The sequence below is a fragment of the Pantoea phyllosphaerae genome (assembly GCF_051025595.1).
GTDB lineage: Bacteria > Pseudomonadota > Gammaproteobacteria > Enterobacterales > Enterobacteriaceae > Pantoea.
Genome location: NZ_JBPFDE010000008.1, coordinates 63,156 through 80,810 on the forward strand (window position 1 = coordinate 63,156; position 17,655 = coordinate 80,810).

The 17,655-nt window shown below is 59.8% G+C and carries 18 protein-coding genes; 4 read left to right on the forward strand and 14 right to left on the reverse strand.

Translation table 11 applies throughout. The features are described from left to right. Positions 1-55: 55 nt before the first annotated feature. Positions 56-1,459, forward strand: a complete 1,404-nt coding sequence (locus ACR6A7_RS12345; protein ID WP_434125123.1) for an aminotransferase-like domain-containing protein — start codon at positions 56-58, stop codon at positions 1,457-1,459. Here ACR6A7_RS12345 and ACR6A7_RS12350 read toward each other — a convergent pair. The 11 genes from ACR6A7_RS12350 to ACR6A7_RS12400 all read right to left on the reverse strand — a co-directional run bounded on the left by ACR6A7_RS12350 (position 1,456) and on the right by ACR6A7_RS12400 (position 8,891). After that, positions 1,456-1,938 carry a YlaC family protein gene (locus ACR6A7_RS12350; protein WP_434125124.1) on the reverse strand — a complete coding sequence of 161 codons (483 nt, stop codon included), beginning with the start codon at positions 1,936-1,938 and terminating at the stop codon, positions 1,456-1,458. The genes ACR6A7_RS12345 and ACR6A7_RS12350 overlap by 4 nt on opposite strands. Before the next feature lie 125 nt (positions 1,939-2,063). Then, the gene (locus ACR6A7_RS12355) at positions 2,064-3,038 is read right to left on the reverse strand and encodes a glutathione S-transferase family protein (RefSeq protein ID WP_434125125.1); all 975 of its coding nucleotides are present in this window, start codon (positions 3,036-3,038) and stop codon (positions 2,064-2,066) included. Positions 3,039-3,113: 75 nt separating this feature from the next. Next, on the reverse strand, positions 3,114-3,527 hold the full coding sequence (locus ACR6A7_RS12360) for a DoxX family protein (RefSeq protein ID WP_434125126.1): 414 nt from the start codon (positions 3,525-3,527) through the stop codon (positions 3,114-3,116). Positions 3,528-3,736: 209 nt separating this feature from the next. Further along, positions 3,737-4,027, reverse strand: a complete 291-nt coding sequence (locus ACR6A7_RS12365) for a YqjK-like family protein (RefSeq protein ID WP_434125127.1) — start codon at positions 4,025-4,027, stop codon at positions 3,737-3,739. Continuing rightward, on the reverse strand, positions 4,024-4,422 hold the full coding sequence (locus ACR6A7_RS12370) for a phage holin family protein (RefSeq protein WP_187143609.1): 399 nt from the start codon (positions 4,420-4,422) through the stop codon (positions 4,024-4,026). Before ACR6A7_RS12370 ends, ACR6A7_RS12365 begins: the two co-directional genes overlap by 4 nt. A 2-nt stretch (positions 4,423-4,424) precedes the next feature. Beyond that, the gene (locus ACR6A7_RS12375; RefSeq protein ID WP_434125128.1) at positions 4,425-4,730 is read right to left on the reverse strand and encodes an ElaB/YgaM/YqjD family protein; all 306 of its coding nucleotides are present in this window, start codon (positions 4,728-4,730) and stop codon (positions 4,425-4,427) included. A 36-nt stretch (positions 4,731-4,766) separates the two neighbouring features. Further along, positions 4,767-5,141: a DUF1090 domain-containing protein gene (locus ACR6A7_RS12380; protein ID WP_434125129.1), complete on the reverse strand. Its 375-nt coding sequence runs from the start codon at positions 5,139-5,141 to the stop codon at positions 4,767-4,769. A 178-nt stretch (positions 5,142-5,319) separates the two neighbouring features. Continuing rightward, positions 5,320-5,682: an EnvZ/OmpR regulon moderator MzrA gene (gene mzrA / locus ACR6A7_RS12385; protein ID WP_434125130.1), complete on the reverse strand. Its 363-nt coding sequence runs from the start codon at positions 5,680-5,682 to the stop codon at positions 5,320-5,322. Next, positions 5,679-6,356 (reverse strand): DedA family protein, encoded by a 678-nt coding sequence (locus ACR6A7_RS12390; protein WP_434125131.1) that lies wholly within the window; start codon positions 6,354-6,356, stop codon positions 5,679-5,681. The genes mzrA and ACR6A7_RS12390 overlap by 4 nt, the downstream gene beginning before the upstream one ends. A gap of 330 nt (positions 6,357-6,686) precedes the next feature. Further along, on the reverse strand, positions 6,687-7,454 hold the full coding sequence (exuR, locus tag ACR6A7_RS12395; protein WP_434125132.1) for a transcriptional regulator ExuR: 768 nt from the start codon (positions 7,452-7,454) through the stop codon (positions 6,687-6,689). 132 nt (positions 7,455-7,586) lie between these two features. Next, complete coding sequence (locus ACR6A7_RS12400; protein ID WP_434125298.1) at positions 7,587-8,891, reverse strand: MFS transporter; 1,305 nt, start codon at positions 8,889-8,891, stop codon at positions 7,587-7,589. 378 nt (positions 8,892-9,269) lie between these two features. Between ACR6A7_RS12400 and uxaC the strand changes: the two genes are divergently transcribed. From uxaC to ACR6A7_RS12415, 3 genes are read left to right on the forward strand one after another with little or no spacing between them, the layout of a single operon-like run. After that, entirely contained in the window at positions 9,270-10,685 is a 1,416-nt protein-coding gene (uxaC, locus tag ACR6A7_RS12405) for a glucuronate isomerase (protein WP_434125133.1), read from the forward strand. 2 nt (positions 10,686-10,687) lie between these two features. Next, the gene (locus ACR6A7_RS12410; protein WP_434125134.1) at positions 10,688-12,136 is read left to right on the forward strand and encodes a tagaturonate reductase; all 1,449 of its coding nucleotides are present in this window, start codon (positions 10,688-10,690) and stop codon (positions 12,134-12,136) included. A gap of 4 nt (positions 12,137-12,140) precedes the next feature. After that, complete coding sequence (locus ACR6A7_RS12415; protein ID WP_434125135.1) at positions 12,141-13,631, forward strand: UxaA family hydrolase; 1,491 nt, start codon at positions 12,141-12,143, stop codon at positions 13,629-13,631. A 249-nt stretch (positions 13,632-13,880) separates the two neighbouring features. Here ACR6A7_RS12415 and sstT read toward each other — a convergent pair whose 3' ends face one another. From sstT to ACR6A7_RS12430, 3 genes are all read right to left on the reverse strand, one after another. Next, positions 13,881-15,113 (reverse strand): serine/threonine transporter SstT, encoded by a 1,233-nt coding sequence (gene sstT / locus ACR6A7_RS12420; RefSeq protein ID WP_434125136.1) that lies wholly within the window; start codon positions 15,111-15,113, stop codon positions 13,881-13,883. A 235-nt stretch (positions 15,114-15,348) separates the two neighbouring features. After that, entirely contained in the window at positions 15,349-16,320 is a 972-nt protein-coding gene (locus ACR6A7_RS12425; RefSeq protein WP_434125137.1) for a TerC family protein, read from the reverse strand. 254 nt (positions 16,321-16,574) lie between these two features. Then, positions 16,575-17,567 carry a Gfo/Idh/MocA family protein gene (locus tag ACR6A7_RS12430; protein WP_434125138.1) on the reverse strand — a complete coding sequence of 331 codons (993 nt, stop codon included), beginning with the start codon at positions 17,565-17,567 and terminating at the stop codon, positions 16,575-16,577. Between the last annotated feature and the right edge of the window lie 88 nt (positions 17,568-17,655).

Genomic DNA, 17,655 nt, shown 5'->3' on the forward strand with positions numbered 1-17,655 from the left:
CACCTGATGCAGTTCCCCATGCTAAACTGCGCCCCGGCAACGAAAGGAGCAGCCCGTGGCGAAATATCAGCAACTGACGGATGAGATTCAGCAGCAGATCGAGGCGGGCATCTGGCCGCCGGGCACAAAGCTGCCGTCGCTGCGTCAGCAGGTGGCGCAGCACGGGCTGAGCCTGATGACGGTGATGCACGCCTACGAGGTGCTGGAGAGCCAGGGCTGGATTGTCTCGCGGCCCCAGTCCGGCTACTACGTCGCCCCGCGCGCGCTGCAGACCGCGCCGGCGCAGGTGGCGCTCAGCGAGCAGGTCGATATCAACAACTTTGTCTTCGACGTGCTGCAGGCGATCCGCGATCCGGCGATCGTCCCGTTTGGCTCCGCTTTTCCCGATCCCGAGCTCTTTCCGCAGCGCCAGCTGATGCGCTCGCTGACCAACGTCTCCCATCAGCTGACGCCGCTCGACGCGCTGAATAATCTTCCGCCCGGCAATGCCGCGCTGCGGCAGATGCTGGCGCAGCGCTACGCCCGGCAGGGCATCACGCTCTCGCCGGATGAGATCGTCATCACCAACGGCGCGCTGGAAGCGCTCAATCTCAGCCTACAGGCGCTGACCGAGCCCGGCGACTACGTGGTGATTGAGCAGCCGACCTTCTATGGCGCGCTGCAGGCGATCGAGCGGCTCAAGCTCAAAGCGCTCGCGGTGCCGAGCGACGCGCAGCAGGGCATCGATATGCAGCAGCTGGAAGAGACGCTGCAGCGTTGGCCGGTAAAAGCGTGCTGGCTGATGACCACGCTGCAAAATCCGCTTGGCGTCACGCTCTCGCCCGCGCGCAAGGCGCAGCTGGTGGCGCTGCTGGCGCGCTACCGGGTGCCGCTGATCGAAGATGACGTTTACGCCGAACTCTGGGCGGGCAATGAGGCACCGCATCCGGCTAAATACTGGGATCGCGACGGCGACGTGCTGCACTGCGGCTCTTTTTCCAAGTGTCTGGTCGCGGGGTTCCGCGTCGGCTGGGTTGCGGCGGGACAGTACGCGCAGCGCATCCAGCGTCTGCAGCTCATGAGCACGCTCTCCACCAGCGCGCCGATGCAGCTGGCGCTGGCGGACTTCCTCGCCACGCGCCGCTACGATACCCATCTGAAAAAGCTGCGCCAGACGCTGGCGCGGCGCAAAGAGTGGATGCGTCAGGCGCTCTGCCGCGTGCTGCCGGAAGGGGCCAGCGTAAGCGATTCGCCGGGCGGCTTCTTTTTGTGGGTAACGCTGCCGCGCGGCTATGACACCACGCAGCTCTATCAGCAGGCGTTGCAGCAGGGGATCAGCATCGCGCCGGGGCGGCTGTTTTCAGCGGGGGAGGAGTTTACCCACTGTTTTCGCATCAATACCGCCTGGCCGTGGGACAGGCGCGCCGAGGCGGCGGTCGAGACGCTGGGCCGGCTGATTGCCGACCCGCAGCGCGGTTAAACCTGCGCCGCCTGCTGGTGGCCCCAGGTCAGGTAGTAAACGTCATAGAAATCGACTTCGCCTTTCTGTCGCAGCAGGCGATGAATACCGCTTTTCACCTCTTCTGGCGCGTCCGGCAGATTCAGGATCTTTTTCACGCCCCCTTCAGAGACCGGCTGCACGTAATACCACTCGCCGTTATAGCAGACGCGCAGATCCAGCGCGTCGATATCCTCGAAGCGATATTTCGGGTTGATATCCAGCAGCATCAGAAAGCTCATCACCAGCACAAACAGAGTGGCGAACCAGAAGGCGGGCCAGCCCAGCATCTCGGTGGAGAAAATCAGCGCCACGCACAGCGCGTAGCAAAGGTACATCAGCGCCCAGAGGCCGGGATGGGTTTTCAGAAAAGAGATGCTAAAACGCGGCCGGTTATCGCGGCGCTCTTCACGGTTAAGCGTTGCGATTTCGTCGATTAAGATTTGTTTAATGGCGTCCATTGTTCACCTCACCGTTACTTTTCTGCTCAGTAAAACAGATAACAGTTAGCCGGGGCAGACACAGAAACGCGCAGAATTTTTATAACAGTTGAGGCGCGCCGTCCGGGTAAGAACGGCGCGTGCGTTTAGCTGCGGCCGTGCGGCTCATCCCAGTCAAACGCCGGTCCCAGCGAAATCACGCCGTTCGGGTTAATGGTTTTATGGCTCACGTAATAGTGATGACGGATATGCGGCAGGTTCACCGTCTCGGCGATGCCCGGCATCTGGTAGATATCGCGCAGGAAACCGCTCAGATTGAGATAGTCGCCGATGCGGTGGCGATCGCACTTAAAATGGGTCACGTAGACCGGATCGAAACGCACCAGCGTGGTCCAGAGACGCAGATCCGCCTCGGTGAGCTGGTCGCCGGTCAGATAGCGGTGCTGTCCCAGAATCTGCTCCAGGCGCGACAGCGAATGAAACAGCGCGGTTACCGACTCGTCATAGGCCGCCTGCGAGGTCGCGAAGCCCGACTTATAGACGCCGTTGTTGACCGTGTCGTAAATCCAGCCGTTCAGCTCGTCGATCTTCTCGCGCAGGGCGGGCGGGTAGTAGTCCCCGGCGCGCGCGCCGACCGCGTCGAAGGCGCTGTTGAACATGCGAATGATATCCGCCGATTCATTGCTGACGATGGTGCCCTGCTGTTTGTCCCACAGTACCGGCACGGTCACGCGCCCGGTATAGTGCGGATCGGCATGCAGGTAGAGCTGATAGAGAAATTCGTTCTGATAAAGCTTGTCGCCGGTGGCGTCGGGAAAATCGTCGTCGAAGGTCCAGCCATTCTCCAGCATCAGCGGATGCACTACGGAGACGTCAATCATCGACTCCAGCCCTTTAAGCTGACGCATCAGCAGCGTGCGGTGCGCCCAGGGGCAGGCGAGAGAAACATACAGATGATAGCGATCGCGCTCGGCCTTAAAGCCCGCGTCGCCCGTTGGACCGGCGCTGCCGTCCGCGGTCACCCAGTTGCGCCAGACCGCTTCAGTGCGCTTAAAGCGTCCGCCGGTTGATTTGGTGTCGTACCAGGTGTCGTGCCAGACACCGTCAATCAGTTGGCCCATATCGCCTCCAGTGCAAACAGGGCGAGGAGTATCCTCGCCCTGCTAAGTATATGTGGCATTACGCCAGATGTGTGCTTAACGCAGCGCCGCTGCGGGCGCGGTTTTCTTACGCAGCAGACGGTCGATGCTGTAGGCGCCCGGACCGACCAGGCCCAGCACCAGGAAACCACCCGCAATAGAGAGGTTTTTCATAAACATCAGCTGATTGACGCCTTCCGCGAAGTTGCTGTGGAACAGGAACGCCGTCAGGATAGTGAAGCCCGCGGTAAACAGCGCGGTGAAGCGTGTCAGGAAGCCAAACAGAATCGCCAGGCCGCCGCCAAACTCCAGCAGGATTACCAGCGGCAGCATAAAGCCCGGCACGCCCATCGCTTCCATATACTGCTGCGTTCCCGCATAGCCAGTGATTTTGCCCCAGCCGGCCGTAATAAACAGGATTGGCATTAAAATACGCGCCAGCAGCAGACCAGTATCTTCGAATTTTTTCATCATTTACTCCAGGCTAGTTTGTCGGCAGGGCAGTCGCGCCTGCGTGAGATAATTCCCGGCAAAAGGCGGCTTTGCCGTTTGCTGAGCTGATAGCTGGAGATAATAATCGCGCAGGGGAAAGGTTGTAAGCGAGATATTCTGTAGGTGTTATTCAGGAAAACTGATAAAGCGAAGCCGGCGATTGCGCACCGGCTGAATGCAGAGAAGGATCAGCGCTGCGGCAGAGCCGATTTCAGCATGCGCCAGGTGCTCCAGACGCCGAATCCGCGCTTAAGCAGGCGCATGAATTTATTTGGGCTGCGCACCGACCAGATAGCCAGGGCGCTGCTGCCGATGGCCAGATAGCGTCGCATGCTGAGGAACGTCAGCCAGCCGCGGTCATACTGCGCCGTGCTCAGTAAAAAATCGCGGCGGCTCGCGCTCAGGTCGAGCCGCTGCTGCTGTATTTCACCGACTAATTCATGAATACGTGCTTCACGTTCCAGCTTGCTGCGGCTCATACGCGATCATCCTCCAGCAGCTTGCGATCGGTCTCCAGCTCTTTGCGCGTATGGTGCAGCAGGGTGGACTGACGCGATTTGCGCAGGCTCCACAGGCCGAAGATAATCGCCAGAAGAAAGAGTACGCCGGTAGTGATGCCGATCGCCATCAGGCGATACTGCGCATCGACGGCCCAGATAATCAACACCATCAGGCTCATCAGCCCGAACGCGGTAAACAGCATGGTCAGGCCAACCATCAGCAGCAGCTGAATCAGGTTAGCCTTTTCTGCTTCCAGCTCGACCACCGCCAGCCGCACGCGGGTCTCGACCATGCTGACCAGCGTAGTGACAATGCGCTGACCAATGTTGATGACCCCTTTGCCGGGGCCGTGGCTCTGCTGTGAATCTGCCATGGTTAACGCCGAGAAATCAGCATGCCGATCGCCACGCCGATAGCCGCACCGATGCCAACGCCATGCCAGGGATTGTCACGCACGTAGCCGTCTGCTTTCTGCGCGGCTTCACGCGTGGTCTGCGCCAGATATTCGCCAGAATCGCCCAGCTTCTCGCGCGAGCTGTCGAGCGCAACGCGCGCTTTCTGACGCAGCTTATCCAGTTCACCTTTGGACTTATCCGTTGTGCTGCTCAGCACCTCTTCCAGAGTGTCCGCCAGATTTTTTAACTCAGCACGTAAATGTTCTGATGAAGTCTCTTTTGACATGTAATGTTCCTTTTAGCTTCAGTGGTTGAGTCCGGGTTAGTAAGGCTCCGCCTGTAACTTTTTCAGCTCCTGGCGTGCTTCTTCCAGTTTATGTTCACGCCTGGCGATTTTCTCCTTGTCATCGCCTTCCTGTCGCTCCTCTTTCAGTTCGCTCTCGCGTTCAGCGACTTTCTCTCGCTGCGCCTTGATGCGCGCCTGGTGAGACGCTTTCAGTTTATTGTCGCTGCAGTTCGCGCGCACTTCGGTCAGCGCGCGCTCCAGTCCATTCACGCGACGCTGATTGTTATGCTGTTTCGCCATCGCAATTTCATGCTGAATATCCTGCTCTTTCTGCTGGCAGAGCGATTCCGCCGCCATCAGCGAACCAGAAAGAGAAAACAGCGCGAGGCTAAGAAGTAATTGACGTTTCATCAGGCTTGTTACCTTCCTTTGTTGCAGACCTGCCGCGACCGGACAGCGTCATCTCCTGGCGTATCAGATAGCTGAGCCATCTGTTAAGCATAGACAGCGACCGTAAAAAGTTCAAAAAAGACGGGGGGATACGGACTATTCTGTTGCCGCCCTGCCAGCGCAGGACGGCAAGTGCGAATCAGGAGATATTCAGCGTTGTCGAACCGGCGGAAGCGGAGTCGGGATGTCTGGCGACAACAAAGCCGTCCGGCAGCAGGCGGCGCAGCACCTTTTGCGCCGCAAGGCTCTGCTCTTCGTTCTCGAAATGAATAATCAGCGCATCGCCCGCGGGGGTGATGCTTTTGATTCGGATGCCCTGCGCCGTCAGCTGCTGATAGAGATAAAACCCGTCCGGCAGGGGGCCACCGGCGTGAGATACGCGGATCTGCACCACGCTTTCGTGCCGCAGCAGCGTCGGCGTCAGGCAGATCGCCAGCAGCAGCAGCGCGGCGATAGCCAGCCAGGGCAGCATGCGGCGGGGAAGGGGACCATAAATTTTCATGACTCGCCCTTGCCGTTCTGATTCGCCTGGCGTTTGCGCCACAGCACCACCAGCGATCCCACCAGGCCTGCCACCAGCAGCACCAGCGGCAGCAGCATCAGGCAGAACATCAGCTCATCTTCATAGCGGCGGAAAATCGGCGTCTTGCCCAGCGCAAAGCCGAGCACGGTCAGAATCAGCACCCAGAGCAGCGCGCTGACCCAGTTAAAAAACTGAAAGCGGGCGTTATTCAGTCCGGATAAACCGGCAATGGTTGGCAGCAGGGTACGGACAAAAGCGATAAAGCGGCCAATCAGCAGAGCCGACAGGCCATGACGATGAAACAGGCTGTGCGCGCGGGCGTGATACTGCGCAGGAAGATGAGAGAGCCATTTCTGCACCGTCGGCGTGTTGCCGAGCCAGCGGCCCTGAATATAGCTGACCCAGCAGCCGAGGCTGGCACCGGTGGTCAGCACCAGCACGGTAAGCGGAAAGCTCATGGTACCTTTAGCGATCAGCACGCCGACCAGAATCAGCAGGCTGTCACCCGGCAGAAAGGCGGCGGGCAGCAGGCCATTTTCCAGAAACAGGATCAGGAAGAGCACGCCATAAATGGCCCAGACCAGCGTCGGATCGGAGAGGGTTTCGTAGTCCTGTTGCCACAACGCCTGCAGCAACGCTTGCAAAATATCCATCAATCATTCCTGAACATCATTGTTTTAACGCGTCTTTAAAGACATAAGCGCAGACCGGCAATTAGTTATCTGTTTTAGGAGCGCAGTCTGTGCAGGATTTTCCGGATCCTTCCAGAATAGATTGTTAAATCAGCGAATTTTTAAACCCTGTCGCAAAGGGTAAGAAAGGGTCGATAACTGTAACAAAGATCACAGGTTTGAGACAGGGGGAATGTGCCCGCCGCACAGGAGTTTTACCTGTTGACGCGGCCCGTCAACAGGAGCTTTACACGACCTGACACTATTGCAGATTAACTGACTTTCCTGCGTGAAAACGCAGCAGAATCAAGGTTAACTGCTTGCGCCGTCCGGCAGGATAACGGGATTTTCAGCAAACATATAACGATCCACATTAAATTCAAAATCATCGGCAGTCGCGTTAAACAGCATCTGTTTAGTATTTTCCAGATGTTGCCACATCGCCAGTTTGCAGGCGGCCGGATCTTTACGCATCAGCGCCTTGAGGATTTGATCGTGGTCGTCGCACCAGCTGAGGATGCTGCGCTGATCGATATGCTCGTGGAGTTTGAGCCAGTAGGGGTTGTGCAGGCGATGCAGCCACATTTTTTCAACAATGGCCGCCAGCGCGCTGTTTTGGGTGGATTGCGCAATCCGCACGTGAAACTGCATGTCCCACTGGGAGTCGCGGAAGTGATCTTCCTGACGCGCCTTTTCCTGAATCGCCATCAGTTCGATAATGTCCTGACGCGTCACCTGCGTCGCGGCGAACTCGGCGACGTTGCTCTCAATCAGCTGGCGCGCCTGCAGCAGTTCGAACGGGCCAAAGCTGGCGAATTCGAGTTGGCTGGAGGTCATCACCCGATTCTGCTGCTGACTGGCGATAACGTGAATACCGGAACCTTTACGCACCTCGACGTAGCCCTCTACCTCCAGCATGATGATCGCCTCGCGCACCACGGTGCGGCTGACGTTCATCTCTTCCGCGATCAGGCGTTCGGCAGGGAGCTTATCTCCCACCGGGTAAGACCCTGATTCAATACGGCTTTTCAGATCGCTGGCGAGCTGTTGATAGAGTCGACGAGGTTCGGTCAGTTCCATAGCGCATTCCCGTGTCGCAAATGAAGTTGTTATACCACTTTGCGGCGGTTAAATAAAAGATCCCGCGCAAGGATTGCGCGGGACGCTTTGCTCTTTGGTCAGCGCTCGCCGCCTGGTTAGCGGCCAGCGCGGCTAGCTACGCACCGGCGCGGCCTGCGGCGGTGTGACCTCTTTTTCCAGCTCCGAGACGGGCTGATTGCGCAGCACCGTCCAGATCACCACCGCGCCCAGCAGATCGAACACTGCCAGCGCGGCGAACAGCGGGCTAAAGCCCAGCGTATCGGCCAGCGCGCCGACCACCAGCGCAAACATGGTGCTGGCTGTCCAGGCGGCCATGCCGGTCAGACCGTTGGCGGTCGCCACTTCGTTACGGCCAAAAACGTCGGAGGAGAGGGTGATCAGCGCGCCGGAAAGCGCCTGGTGAGCGAAACCGCCGACGCAGAGCAGGCCGATAGCGACGTAAGGGCTGGTGAAAAGACCGATGGTGCCGGGGCCGATCATCAGCACCGCACCCATCGTCACGACCAGCTTGCGCGACACAATCAGATTCACGCCGAACCAGCGCTGAAACAGCGGCGGCAGATAACCGCCGAGAATGCAGCCCAGATCGGCGAACAGCATCGGCATCCAGGCAAACAGCGCAATCTCCTTCAGGTTGAAACCGTACACCTTAAACATAAACAGCGGGATCCAGGCGTTGAAGGTGCCCCAGGCGGGCTCCGCCAGAAAACGCGGCAGCGCGATGCCCCAGAACTGGCGATTGCGCAGGATCTGACGTGCCGACATCTTTTTAGTATTGCCGGTCTGATGCTGAGCCTCCTGGCCGGAAATTATGTACTGGCGCTCCTCATCGCTGAGCCTGGTTTGCTGTTTGGGATGCTTATAAAAAATCAGCCAGCAGATCGCCCAGATCAGGCTCAGCACGCCGGTGATGATAAACGCCATCTGCCAGCTGTGCGCCACGATCGCCCACACCACCAGCGGCGGCGCCAGCATGGCGCCGATAGAGGAGCCGACGTTGAAGTAGCCCACGGCGACGGAACGCTCTTTAGCCGGGAACCATTCGCTGCTCGCCTTCAGGCCCGCCGGGATCATCGCCGCTTCCGCCGCGCCCACCGCGCCGCGCGCCAGCGCAAATCCGCCCCAGCTGCCGGCCATCGCCGTCGCGGCGCAGAAGATCGCCCACAGCACGGCGAATACGGCATAGCCAACTTTGGTGCCGAGCAGGTCGAGCACGTAGCCGGCGACCGGCTGCATAACGGTATAACAGGCGGAGTAGGCCGCCACGATGTAGGAGTACTGTTGGGTGGTGATATGCAAATCGGTTTGGAGCGTCGGCGCGGCGACGGCGATGGTATTACGGGTGAGATAACCCAGCACGGTGCCTAGCGTCACCAGCCCGATCATATACCAGCGTAGCCCTTTAATCTTACGCATCATTTACCTCTTCCAGTGTGCTGTCTGCGGTCTTGCCGCTGTTGTTATCTGGAGCGGGACCACCGTGAGCTGGCTCAATCTCACGCCCGCAGGCCGCGCAAAAGCGACCCTGTGTTTACCTTGCCATTACGGAGCGAGAGCGTAACTTGTTATACAACTTTAAAAGTTGAGAGCCATCACAAAAGCCCCTTTTGCAATGTGGGATACTGTAAACCTGCCTGATGACAGCCATTTAGCACGCTGCAGAGAGCAAAAACGTCCATGGGCGCAGGGAATAGCTGCTGTTTATGTGAGCAAGATCTCAAATAATTCTGTGGCTGGCTAAAATTGGTATGATAACTTTGAGCGCAATAAGGCTCTATCCAAGAGGAAGCAAGTATGTCGCGTTTTATGACCGAGGATTTTTTGCTGGATACCGAATTTGCCCGCCGTCTTTACCATGACTACGCAAAGGACCAGCCGATTTTCGACTATCACTGCCATCTTCCCCCGCAGCAGATTGCCGAAAATTACCGCTTTGCCAACCTCTATGACATCTGGCTGAAAGGCGATCACTACAAGTGGCGCGCCATGCGCGCTAACGGCGTGCCGGAAGCCTTCTGCACCGGCGACGCCAGCGACCGCGAAAAATTTGACGCCTGGGCGCGCACCGTGCCGCACACCATCGGCAATCCGCTCTATCACTGGACGCACCTTGAGCTGCGTCGTCCGTTCGGCATTACCGACACTTTGCTCTCTGAAAAAACCGCCGACAGCATCTGGGATCGCTGCAACGCGCTGCTGGCGCAGGATGAGTTCACCGCGCGCGGCATCATGCAGCAGATGAACGTAAAAATGGTCGGCACCACCGACGATCCGCTGGATGATCTGCAGCACCACCGCGCGCTGGCGCAGGAGAGCAGCTTCGGCGTGAAAGTGCTGCCGAGCTGGCGTCCAGATAAAGCCTTTAATATCGAAGCAGAAAGTTTCCTGCCGTGGATTGAGAAGCTGGAGTCGCTGACCGACGTCAGCGTGCGCCGCTTCGACGATCTGCGCAGCGCGCTCAGCAAGCGTCTTGACTACTTCGCCGAGCATGGCTGCAAAGTGTCGGACCACGCGCTCGACGTGGTGCTCTACGCCGAAGCGGACGATGCGACGCTGGACGCCATCCTGGCTAACCGCCGCGCCGGCAAAACGCCGGACGCGCAGGCGATCGCGCAGTTCAAAACCGCCGTGCTGGTGTGGCTGGGCGGCGAATATGCGCGTCGCGGCTGGGTGCAGCAGTACCATATTGGCGCGCTGCGCAACACCAACCGCCGCCAGTTTGAACGGCTGGGGCCGGACGTCGGCTTCGACTCGATTAACGATCAGCCGCTGGCGGAACCGCTGGCAAAACTGCTGGGCGCGCAGAACCTGCATAACGCGCTGCCGAAAACCATCCTTTACTGCCTGAACCCGCGCGACAATGAAGTGCTTGCAACCATGGCGGGCAACTTCCAGGGCGAAGGCGAGGCGGGCAAAATGCAGTTCGGCTCTGCCTGGTGGTTCAACGATCAGCTTGACGGCATGCAGCGCCAGATGACGCAGCTGTCGCAGATCGGCCTGCTCAGCCGCTTTGTCGGCATGCTGACCGACAGCCGCAGCTTCCTCTCCTATACGCGCCACGAATATTTCCGCCGTCTGCTGTGCCAGATGATCGGCCGCTGGGTCGAGAACGGCGAAGCGCCGGGCGACGAGGCGCTGCTGGGCCAGATGGTGCAAAACATCTGCTTCAATAACGCGCGCGACTACTTCGGCATCGAGCTGGGAGCCTGATCATGCAGCGGCTAAACCGTCACGACTTTCCCGGCGCGACCTACAGCGAGCGCGTTATCCAGTTCGGCGAAGGCAACTTTCTGCGCGCCTTTATCGACTGGCAGCTCGACTGGCTGAACCAGCACCAGGGCACCGACGCGGGCGTGGTGGTGGTGCGGCCGCGCAACCGCGCCGTCAGCGACAGCCTTAATCAGCAGGACGGGCTCTATACCACGCTGATCCGCGGGCTGAACGAGCAGGGCGAGCGCGTCAGCGAAACGCGCCTGATCCGCAGCCTGAACCGCGAGATCCAGCCTTACGTCGAGCACGCAGATTTCCTGGCGCTGGCCCGCGCGCCGCAGATGCGCTTCGTCTTCTCAAATACCACCGAAGCGGGCATCGCCTTTGCCGAAGAGGATCGCCTGACGGATGCGCCCGCATCCAGCTTTCCGGGCAAGCTGACGCAGCTGCTGTGGGCGCGCTTTGAGCATTTTGGCGGCGCTGAAGACAAGGGCTGGCTGATCGTCCCCTGCGAGCTGATCGACCATAACGGCGACGCGCTGCGCGAGCTGGTGCTGCGCTATGCGCGCCACTGGCAGCTGCCGGAAAGCTTCGCCGCCTGGGTGTCGCAGCACTGCGTGTTCTACAACACGCTGGTGGACCGCATCGTGACCGGTTTCCCGCAGGAGAGCGAGGCGCTGGCCGCTCAGCTCGGCTATGAAGATCGTTTTCTGGTGGCGGGCGAGGTCTACTACCAGTTCATTCTGCAGGGGCCGCGCGCGCTGTTCGACGAGCTGAAGCTTGATGCGCTGGCGCCGCAGGTGCGGCTGGTGGATGACATTGCGCCGTGGAAGGCGCAGAAAGTGGCGATCCTCAACGGCGCCCACACCGCGATGGTGCCGGTGGCGTTTCAGGCTGGCCTGGAGAGCGTCGGCGAGGCGATGGCGGATCCGGCCATCGCAGGCTTCGTCGACCGCCTGCTGCGGGAGGAGATTATCCCCACGCTCGATCTGCCCCGCAGCGAGCTGCACGCCTTCGCCGACGCGGTCGAGCGACGTTTCCGCAACCCTTTTATCCGCCATGCGCTGCTCTCTATCGCACTCAACGGCATGACCAAGTTTCGCACTCGCCTGCTGACGCCGCTGCTGGCGTCGCACGCGCAGAGCGGCGTCTGGCCGCCGCGTCTGACCTTTGCGCTGGCGGCGCTCATCGCCTTTTACCGCGGCGCGTCGGCGGAAAAGCGCTGGCCGCTGCAGGATGACGCGCACTGGCTGGCGCGCTTTGAAACAAACTGGCAGGCCCTTAATAACGACCAGATCTCCCCGGAACAGCTGGTGCGCGAGGTGTTAAGCGACGCGCAGCACTGGGGCGAAGATTTGACCCGGCAGCCTCAGCTGGTGGCCGAGGTCAGCCGACACCTGCAAAATATCATCGTCCACGGCATGCGTGAGGCGTTGAGCACACTGGGATAAAGCTATGCAAGACGCGATTAAGATTCACTCTCAGGATAACGTTGCCGTGGCGCTGCGCGACTTAGAGGCGGGGCAGACCATCGATCTGCAGCAGACGGCGGTGCAGTTGCAGCAGGCGGTGACGCGCGGCCATAAGTTCGCGCTGCGCTCCCTCGCCGAGGGCGAGCTGGTGATCAAGTATGGGCTGCCGATCGCCCACGCCACGCAGCCGATCGCCGCAGGCGAGGTGATCCACTCCAGTAACGCGCGCACCAACCTGAGCGATCTGGATGAGTATGACTATCAGCCTGAATTTGTTGATGTGCCGCCGCAGGCAGGCGATCGCGAGGTGCAGATCTATCGCCGCGCCAACGGCGACGTCGGGATCCGCAACGAGCTGTGGATCCTGCCGACCGTGGGCTGCGTTAACGGCATCGCGCGTCAGATCCTGCAGCGCTTTTTGCAAGAGACCGACAACGCGGCGGGCACCGACGGCGCGTTTCTGTTTAGCCATACCTTCGGCTGTTCGCAGCTGGGCCAGGATCATGAGAACACCCGCACCATGCTGCAAAATATGGTGCGTCACCCCAACGCCGGCGCGGTGCTGGTGATCGGCCTCGGCTGCGAAAACAATCAGGTTGACGCCTTCCGCGAGACGCTGGGGCTGCCGGAGAGCGATCGCATCCAGTACATGGTGTGCCAGCAGCACGACGACGAAGTGGAAGCCGGGCTGGAGCATCTGCGCGCCCTGTATGAGGCGATGCGCCACGACAGGCGCCAGCCGGGCAAGCTGAGCGAGCTGAAGTTCGGCCTGGAGTGCGGCGGTTCGGACGGCTTCTCCGGCATTACCGCCAACCCGCTGCTGGGGCGTTTCTCCGATCAGATGATCGCCAACGGCGGCACCACGGTGCTGACCGAGGTGCCGGAGATGTTCGGCGCGGAGCGTATCCTGATGAGCCGCTGTCGCGATGAGGAGACCTTTGAGAAGACGGTGGCGATGATCAACGACTTCAAGCGCTATTTTATCGACCATCAGCAGCCGATTTATGAGAACCCGTCGCCGGGCAATAAAGCGGGCGGCATTACCACGCTGGAGGAGAAGTCGCTGGGCTGCACCCAGAAGGCGGGCTCCAGCCAGGTAGTCGACGTGCTGAAGTATGGCGAACGGCTGAAGACGCCGGGGCTGAATCTGCTGAGCGCGCCGGGCAACGACGCGGTCGCCACCAGCGCGCTGGCGGGGGCGGGCTGCCATATGGTGCTGTTCAGCACCGGACGCGGCACCCCTTACGGCGGCTTTGTGCCGACGGTGAAGCTGGCGACCAACTCGCCGCTGGCGGAGAAGAAGCCGCACTGGATCGACTTTAACGCCGGTCGTCTGCTGGAAGGAATGAGCATGGAGGCGCTGCTGGAGGATTTCGTCGACACCATCGTGGCGATTGCCAGCGGCGAGCTGACCAACAACGAGAAGAACGATTTCCGCGAGCTGGCGATTTTTAAAAGCGGCGTGACGTTATAGTTTGTCGGGCAAAAAATGGCGGCCTGAAGGCCGCCATTGCTGTCTGTCAGTCTCGAGCCCTTCGCGGGTGGCAGGGTCCGATCGCAAAGTCGCTAAACGCATCCCTGCTCGCTCGGCCCGCGCCATCCTTGGCGCGGGACGCTTTGCTCTTCGGACCCTGCCACCCGCTCTTTGAGCTTTTGCGCCGTCTGAAGCAGTTACCTCAACATCAGCGCTTAGACTGGCGACCTTACGGTCGCCATTTTGTTATCAAGCCCGGCTGGTTTCGCGCTCGGCTTCCGCCTGGCACACCGCCGCGGTAAACAGAATATCGGTCGAGGAGTTCAGCGCCGTTTCGGCGGAGTCCTGCAGCACGCCGATAATGAAACCGACCGCCACCACCTGCATCGCCAGATCGTTAGGAATGCCGAACATATTGCAGGCGACCGGGATCAGCAGCAGCGAACCGCCCGCCACGCCGGATGCGCCGCAGGCGCACAGCGACGCTACAAGGCTCAGCAGAATCGCCGTCGGCACGTCGACGCTGATCCCCAGGGTATGCACCGCCGCCAGCGTCAGCACGGTAATCGTGATGGAGGCACCCGCCATGCTGATGGTGGCGCCCAGCGGAATCGACACCGAATAAGTATCCTCATCGAGATTCAGGCGTTTCGCCAGCGCCATATTCACCGGAATATTGGCCGCCGAGCTGCGGGTAAAGAAGGCGGTCACGCCGCTCTCGCGCAGGCAGGTAAACACCAGCGGGTAAGGGTTGCGACGGATCTTGCTGTAAACCAGCATCGGGTTCACCACCAGCGCCATCAGCAGCATACAGCCCAGCAGCAGCGCCAGCAGGTGCGCATACTGCCACAGCGCGCCAAAACCGGTTGATGCCAGAATCGAGGCGACAAGGCCGAAAATGCCGATCGGCGCGCAGCGGATCACGCAGCGCACCAGCCAGGTTACGGCATTTGAAGCGTCATTAAGCAGGTCGCGCGTGGTCTGTGAGCTATGACGGAACGCCAGGCCCAGACCAATCGCCCATACCAGAATGCCGATATAGTTGGCCTGCATCAGCGCGGTGATGGGGTTCGCTACCATGCTCATCAGCAGGCCGCGCAGCACCTCGGTAATACCGGACGGCGGCGTAATTTCCGTTGTGCCGACCGCCAGCGTCAGCGTCTGAGGTGCCAGATGGCTAAACACCACCGCCACGACCGCCGCGAAAAAGGTGCTCAGCAGGTAGAGCGCGATAATCGGTTTGATATTGCTCTTCTGTCCCTGCTGATGGTTGGCGATCGAGGCGATGACCAGCACCATTACCAGCAGCGGGGCGACCGCCTTCAGCGCGCTGACGAACAGCTCGCCCAGCAGGCCGACGGCCAGCGCAGCATCCTTCGAGAACCAGGCCAGCGCGACGCCAGCCACCAGTCCTGCCATGATTTGTTTTACCAGACTGCCTGCGAACAGGGCGCCCAGACGACCAGAAAGTGAGTTCTGCATAATTGTTCTTTAGGTTGTAGCGGGATGTGGCTCCAGAGGGCGTCGATTAACGCGCCTGAAGCGGTTTGCCCGGCGGAGTATAAGGAAAAGAGCGGGCGAGGAAAGAGATAATTCTGTCGATGCGAGGGGGATCGGATTTCTATTATGCTGTATGAAGAAGGTGTGACAGAGCGATGAAATGTCGCATCTGGAGCTGGCAAAATAAAACAGGGGCATTACCTGCCCCTGTAGCGGATTATTGCGAGCGCTTTTTCTGGTCGCTTTTGCGATTCACCCAGGCGTTGATTAGCAGGGTCGAGCCGAGGATCACGCCGACGACGGTCAGCGAGATCGCCACCGGGATATGGTAGAACTCGACGATCAGCATCTTGATGCCGATAAAGACCAGCACGATCGCCAGCCCATATTTAAGCATCGAGAAACGCTCGGCGACGTTGGCCAGCAGAAAGTACATCGCGCGCAGGCCGAGGATCGCGAACAGGTTAGAGGTCAGCACGATAAAGGGATCGGTGGTCACGGCGAAGATTGCTGGAATGCTGTCGACCGCAAAAATCACGTCGCTCAGCTCAACCATAATCAGCACCAGCAGCAGCGGCGTCGCAAACAGCACGCCGTTCCTGCGGGTGAAAAACTTCTCGCCCTCAAGCTCGTCGGTCATGCGCAGGTGCTTGCGCAGCCAGCGAACCACCGGCTTGTCGCCCACCGCGTTCTCATCATCCTCTTTAGAAAAGGCCATCTTCAGGCCGGTGAGCAGCAGGAACGCGCCGAACAGATAGAGGATCCAGCTAAACTGCGTCACCAGCCAGCTGCCCGCAAAGATCATAATGGTGCGCAGTACGATCGCGCCCAGCACGCCGTAAATCAGCACGCGGCGCTGCAGCGCGGCGGGAATGGAGAAATAGCTGAAGAGCATCAGCCAGACGAAGACGTTATCAACCGCCAGCGCCTTTTCCAGCACGTAACCGGTCAAAAACGCCAGGGTTTGCGTGGTGGCCACTTCGCGCCCGGCGCTCCCCTCGAGATACCACCAGAAGGCGGCGCTGAACAGCAGCGACACCGACACCCAAATCAGCGACCAGACGGCCGCCTGTTTAAAACTCATGGTCTGCGCGCCGCGACGTCCCTGCAAAAAGAGATCGATCGCCAGCATAATCAGCACCACCACCGCAAAGCTGCCCCAGAGAAGAGGCGTTCCTACCGTCTGCATAGCGTTTCCTGCCCTGAAATAAAAAACGGCTGAAGTCAGAAGACGTCAGCCGCTTTACAGAGATGTAAGCAAACCTCGCCTTCCGGCAAGGTCTCACTTACAACGCAGAATCAGATTCCGGGTTGCCTGCCGACCGGATGCTTGCGCATCGTAATGACGATCGTGCAGCTTACAAGTTACTCCCCTTTGCTGTCCGTTAAGATAGGCGCTGGCCATGAAAGAGGCAAGCGCGCGCCATTCATATTTAGACATATTTACACAGCCTGCTCATCGGCAGGGAAAATCACGCCGGTCTGGCGGCGGATTTCAGTCAGCAGCGCGGCGGTGATGCGCGACGTTTCCAGCCCTGGATGCGCGATATGACGCTGCTGCACCAGCTGCGCAAAGGTCTGGGCTTCATAAAGCATGGTATTGATATGCTGCGGCTGGCTGAGATCCTGCACCTGGGCGGCGCGCTGGCGCGGCACCAGGCTGACCGACTGCATCTCCGACAGCTTTTCGATCAGCAGCGAGCCCGCTTCGCCCTGGATTTCGCTGGCGATGCGCGAGTCGCTGACCTTGGAGTGCAGCAGCGTGACGTCGAAGTCGCCGTAGTCGAGCAGCACGCTGCCGTGGCCATCGACCCCGCTGGCCAGCAGCGTAGCGCGTGCGCTTACCGCCTGCGGGGCGCCCCACAGCGCCACCGCCGTCGCCAGGCAGTAGTAGCCGATATCCATTATCGATCCGTTCGACCAGCGCGGATTAAAGGTGTTGGGATTCTCGCCGTCGAGGTAGCGCTGATAGCGCGACGAGTACTGGCAGTAGCTGAACAGCGCCTTGCGCAGCGGCCCGATGGCGGGCAGCGCCTGCTGCAGCTGCGCGAAGTTAGGCAGGCTGGCGGTTTTAAACGCCTCGAACAGCACCACCTGATGCTGACGGGCGCAGGCGATCATCCGCTCGACCTCGCGCAGGTTGGAGGCGAGCGGCTTTTCGCAGATAACGTGCTTGCCGTGCGACATAAACAGCAGTGCCTGCTCGCAGTGCAGGGCGTTGGGGCTCGCCAGATAAACCGCATCGATAAGATCGCTGGCGGCCAGCGCCTCCAGCGAGGTAAAGAGATGCGAACAGGGATACTCCTCGGCGAAGGTTTCCGCCTGCTGCTGTGAACGCGAATAGATGGCGTTCAGGCGCAGATGGCCGCTCTCATGCGCGGCATCGATAAACTGGCGCGTTATCCAGTTGGTTCCCACAATAGCAAAACGGATCACGTCGGCTCTCCTGCGGCAAATAGCGGCAGAGTAACATGGCCGCCACCGGGCGCAAGCGCTGAGAGTAAAGGCAATTTGATGCTGCGAT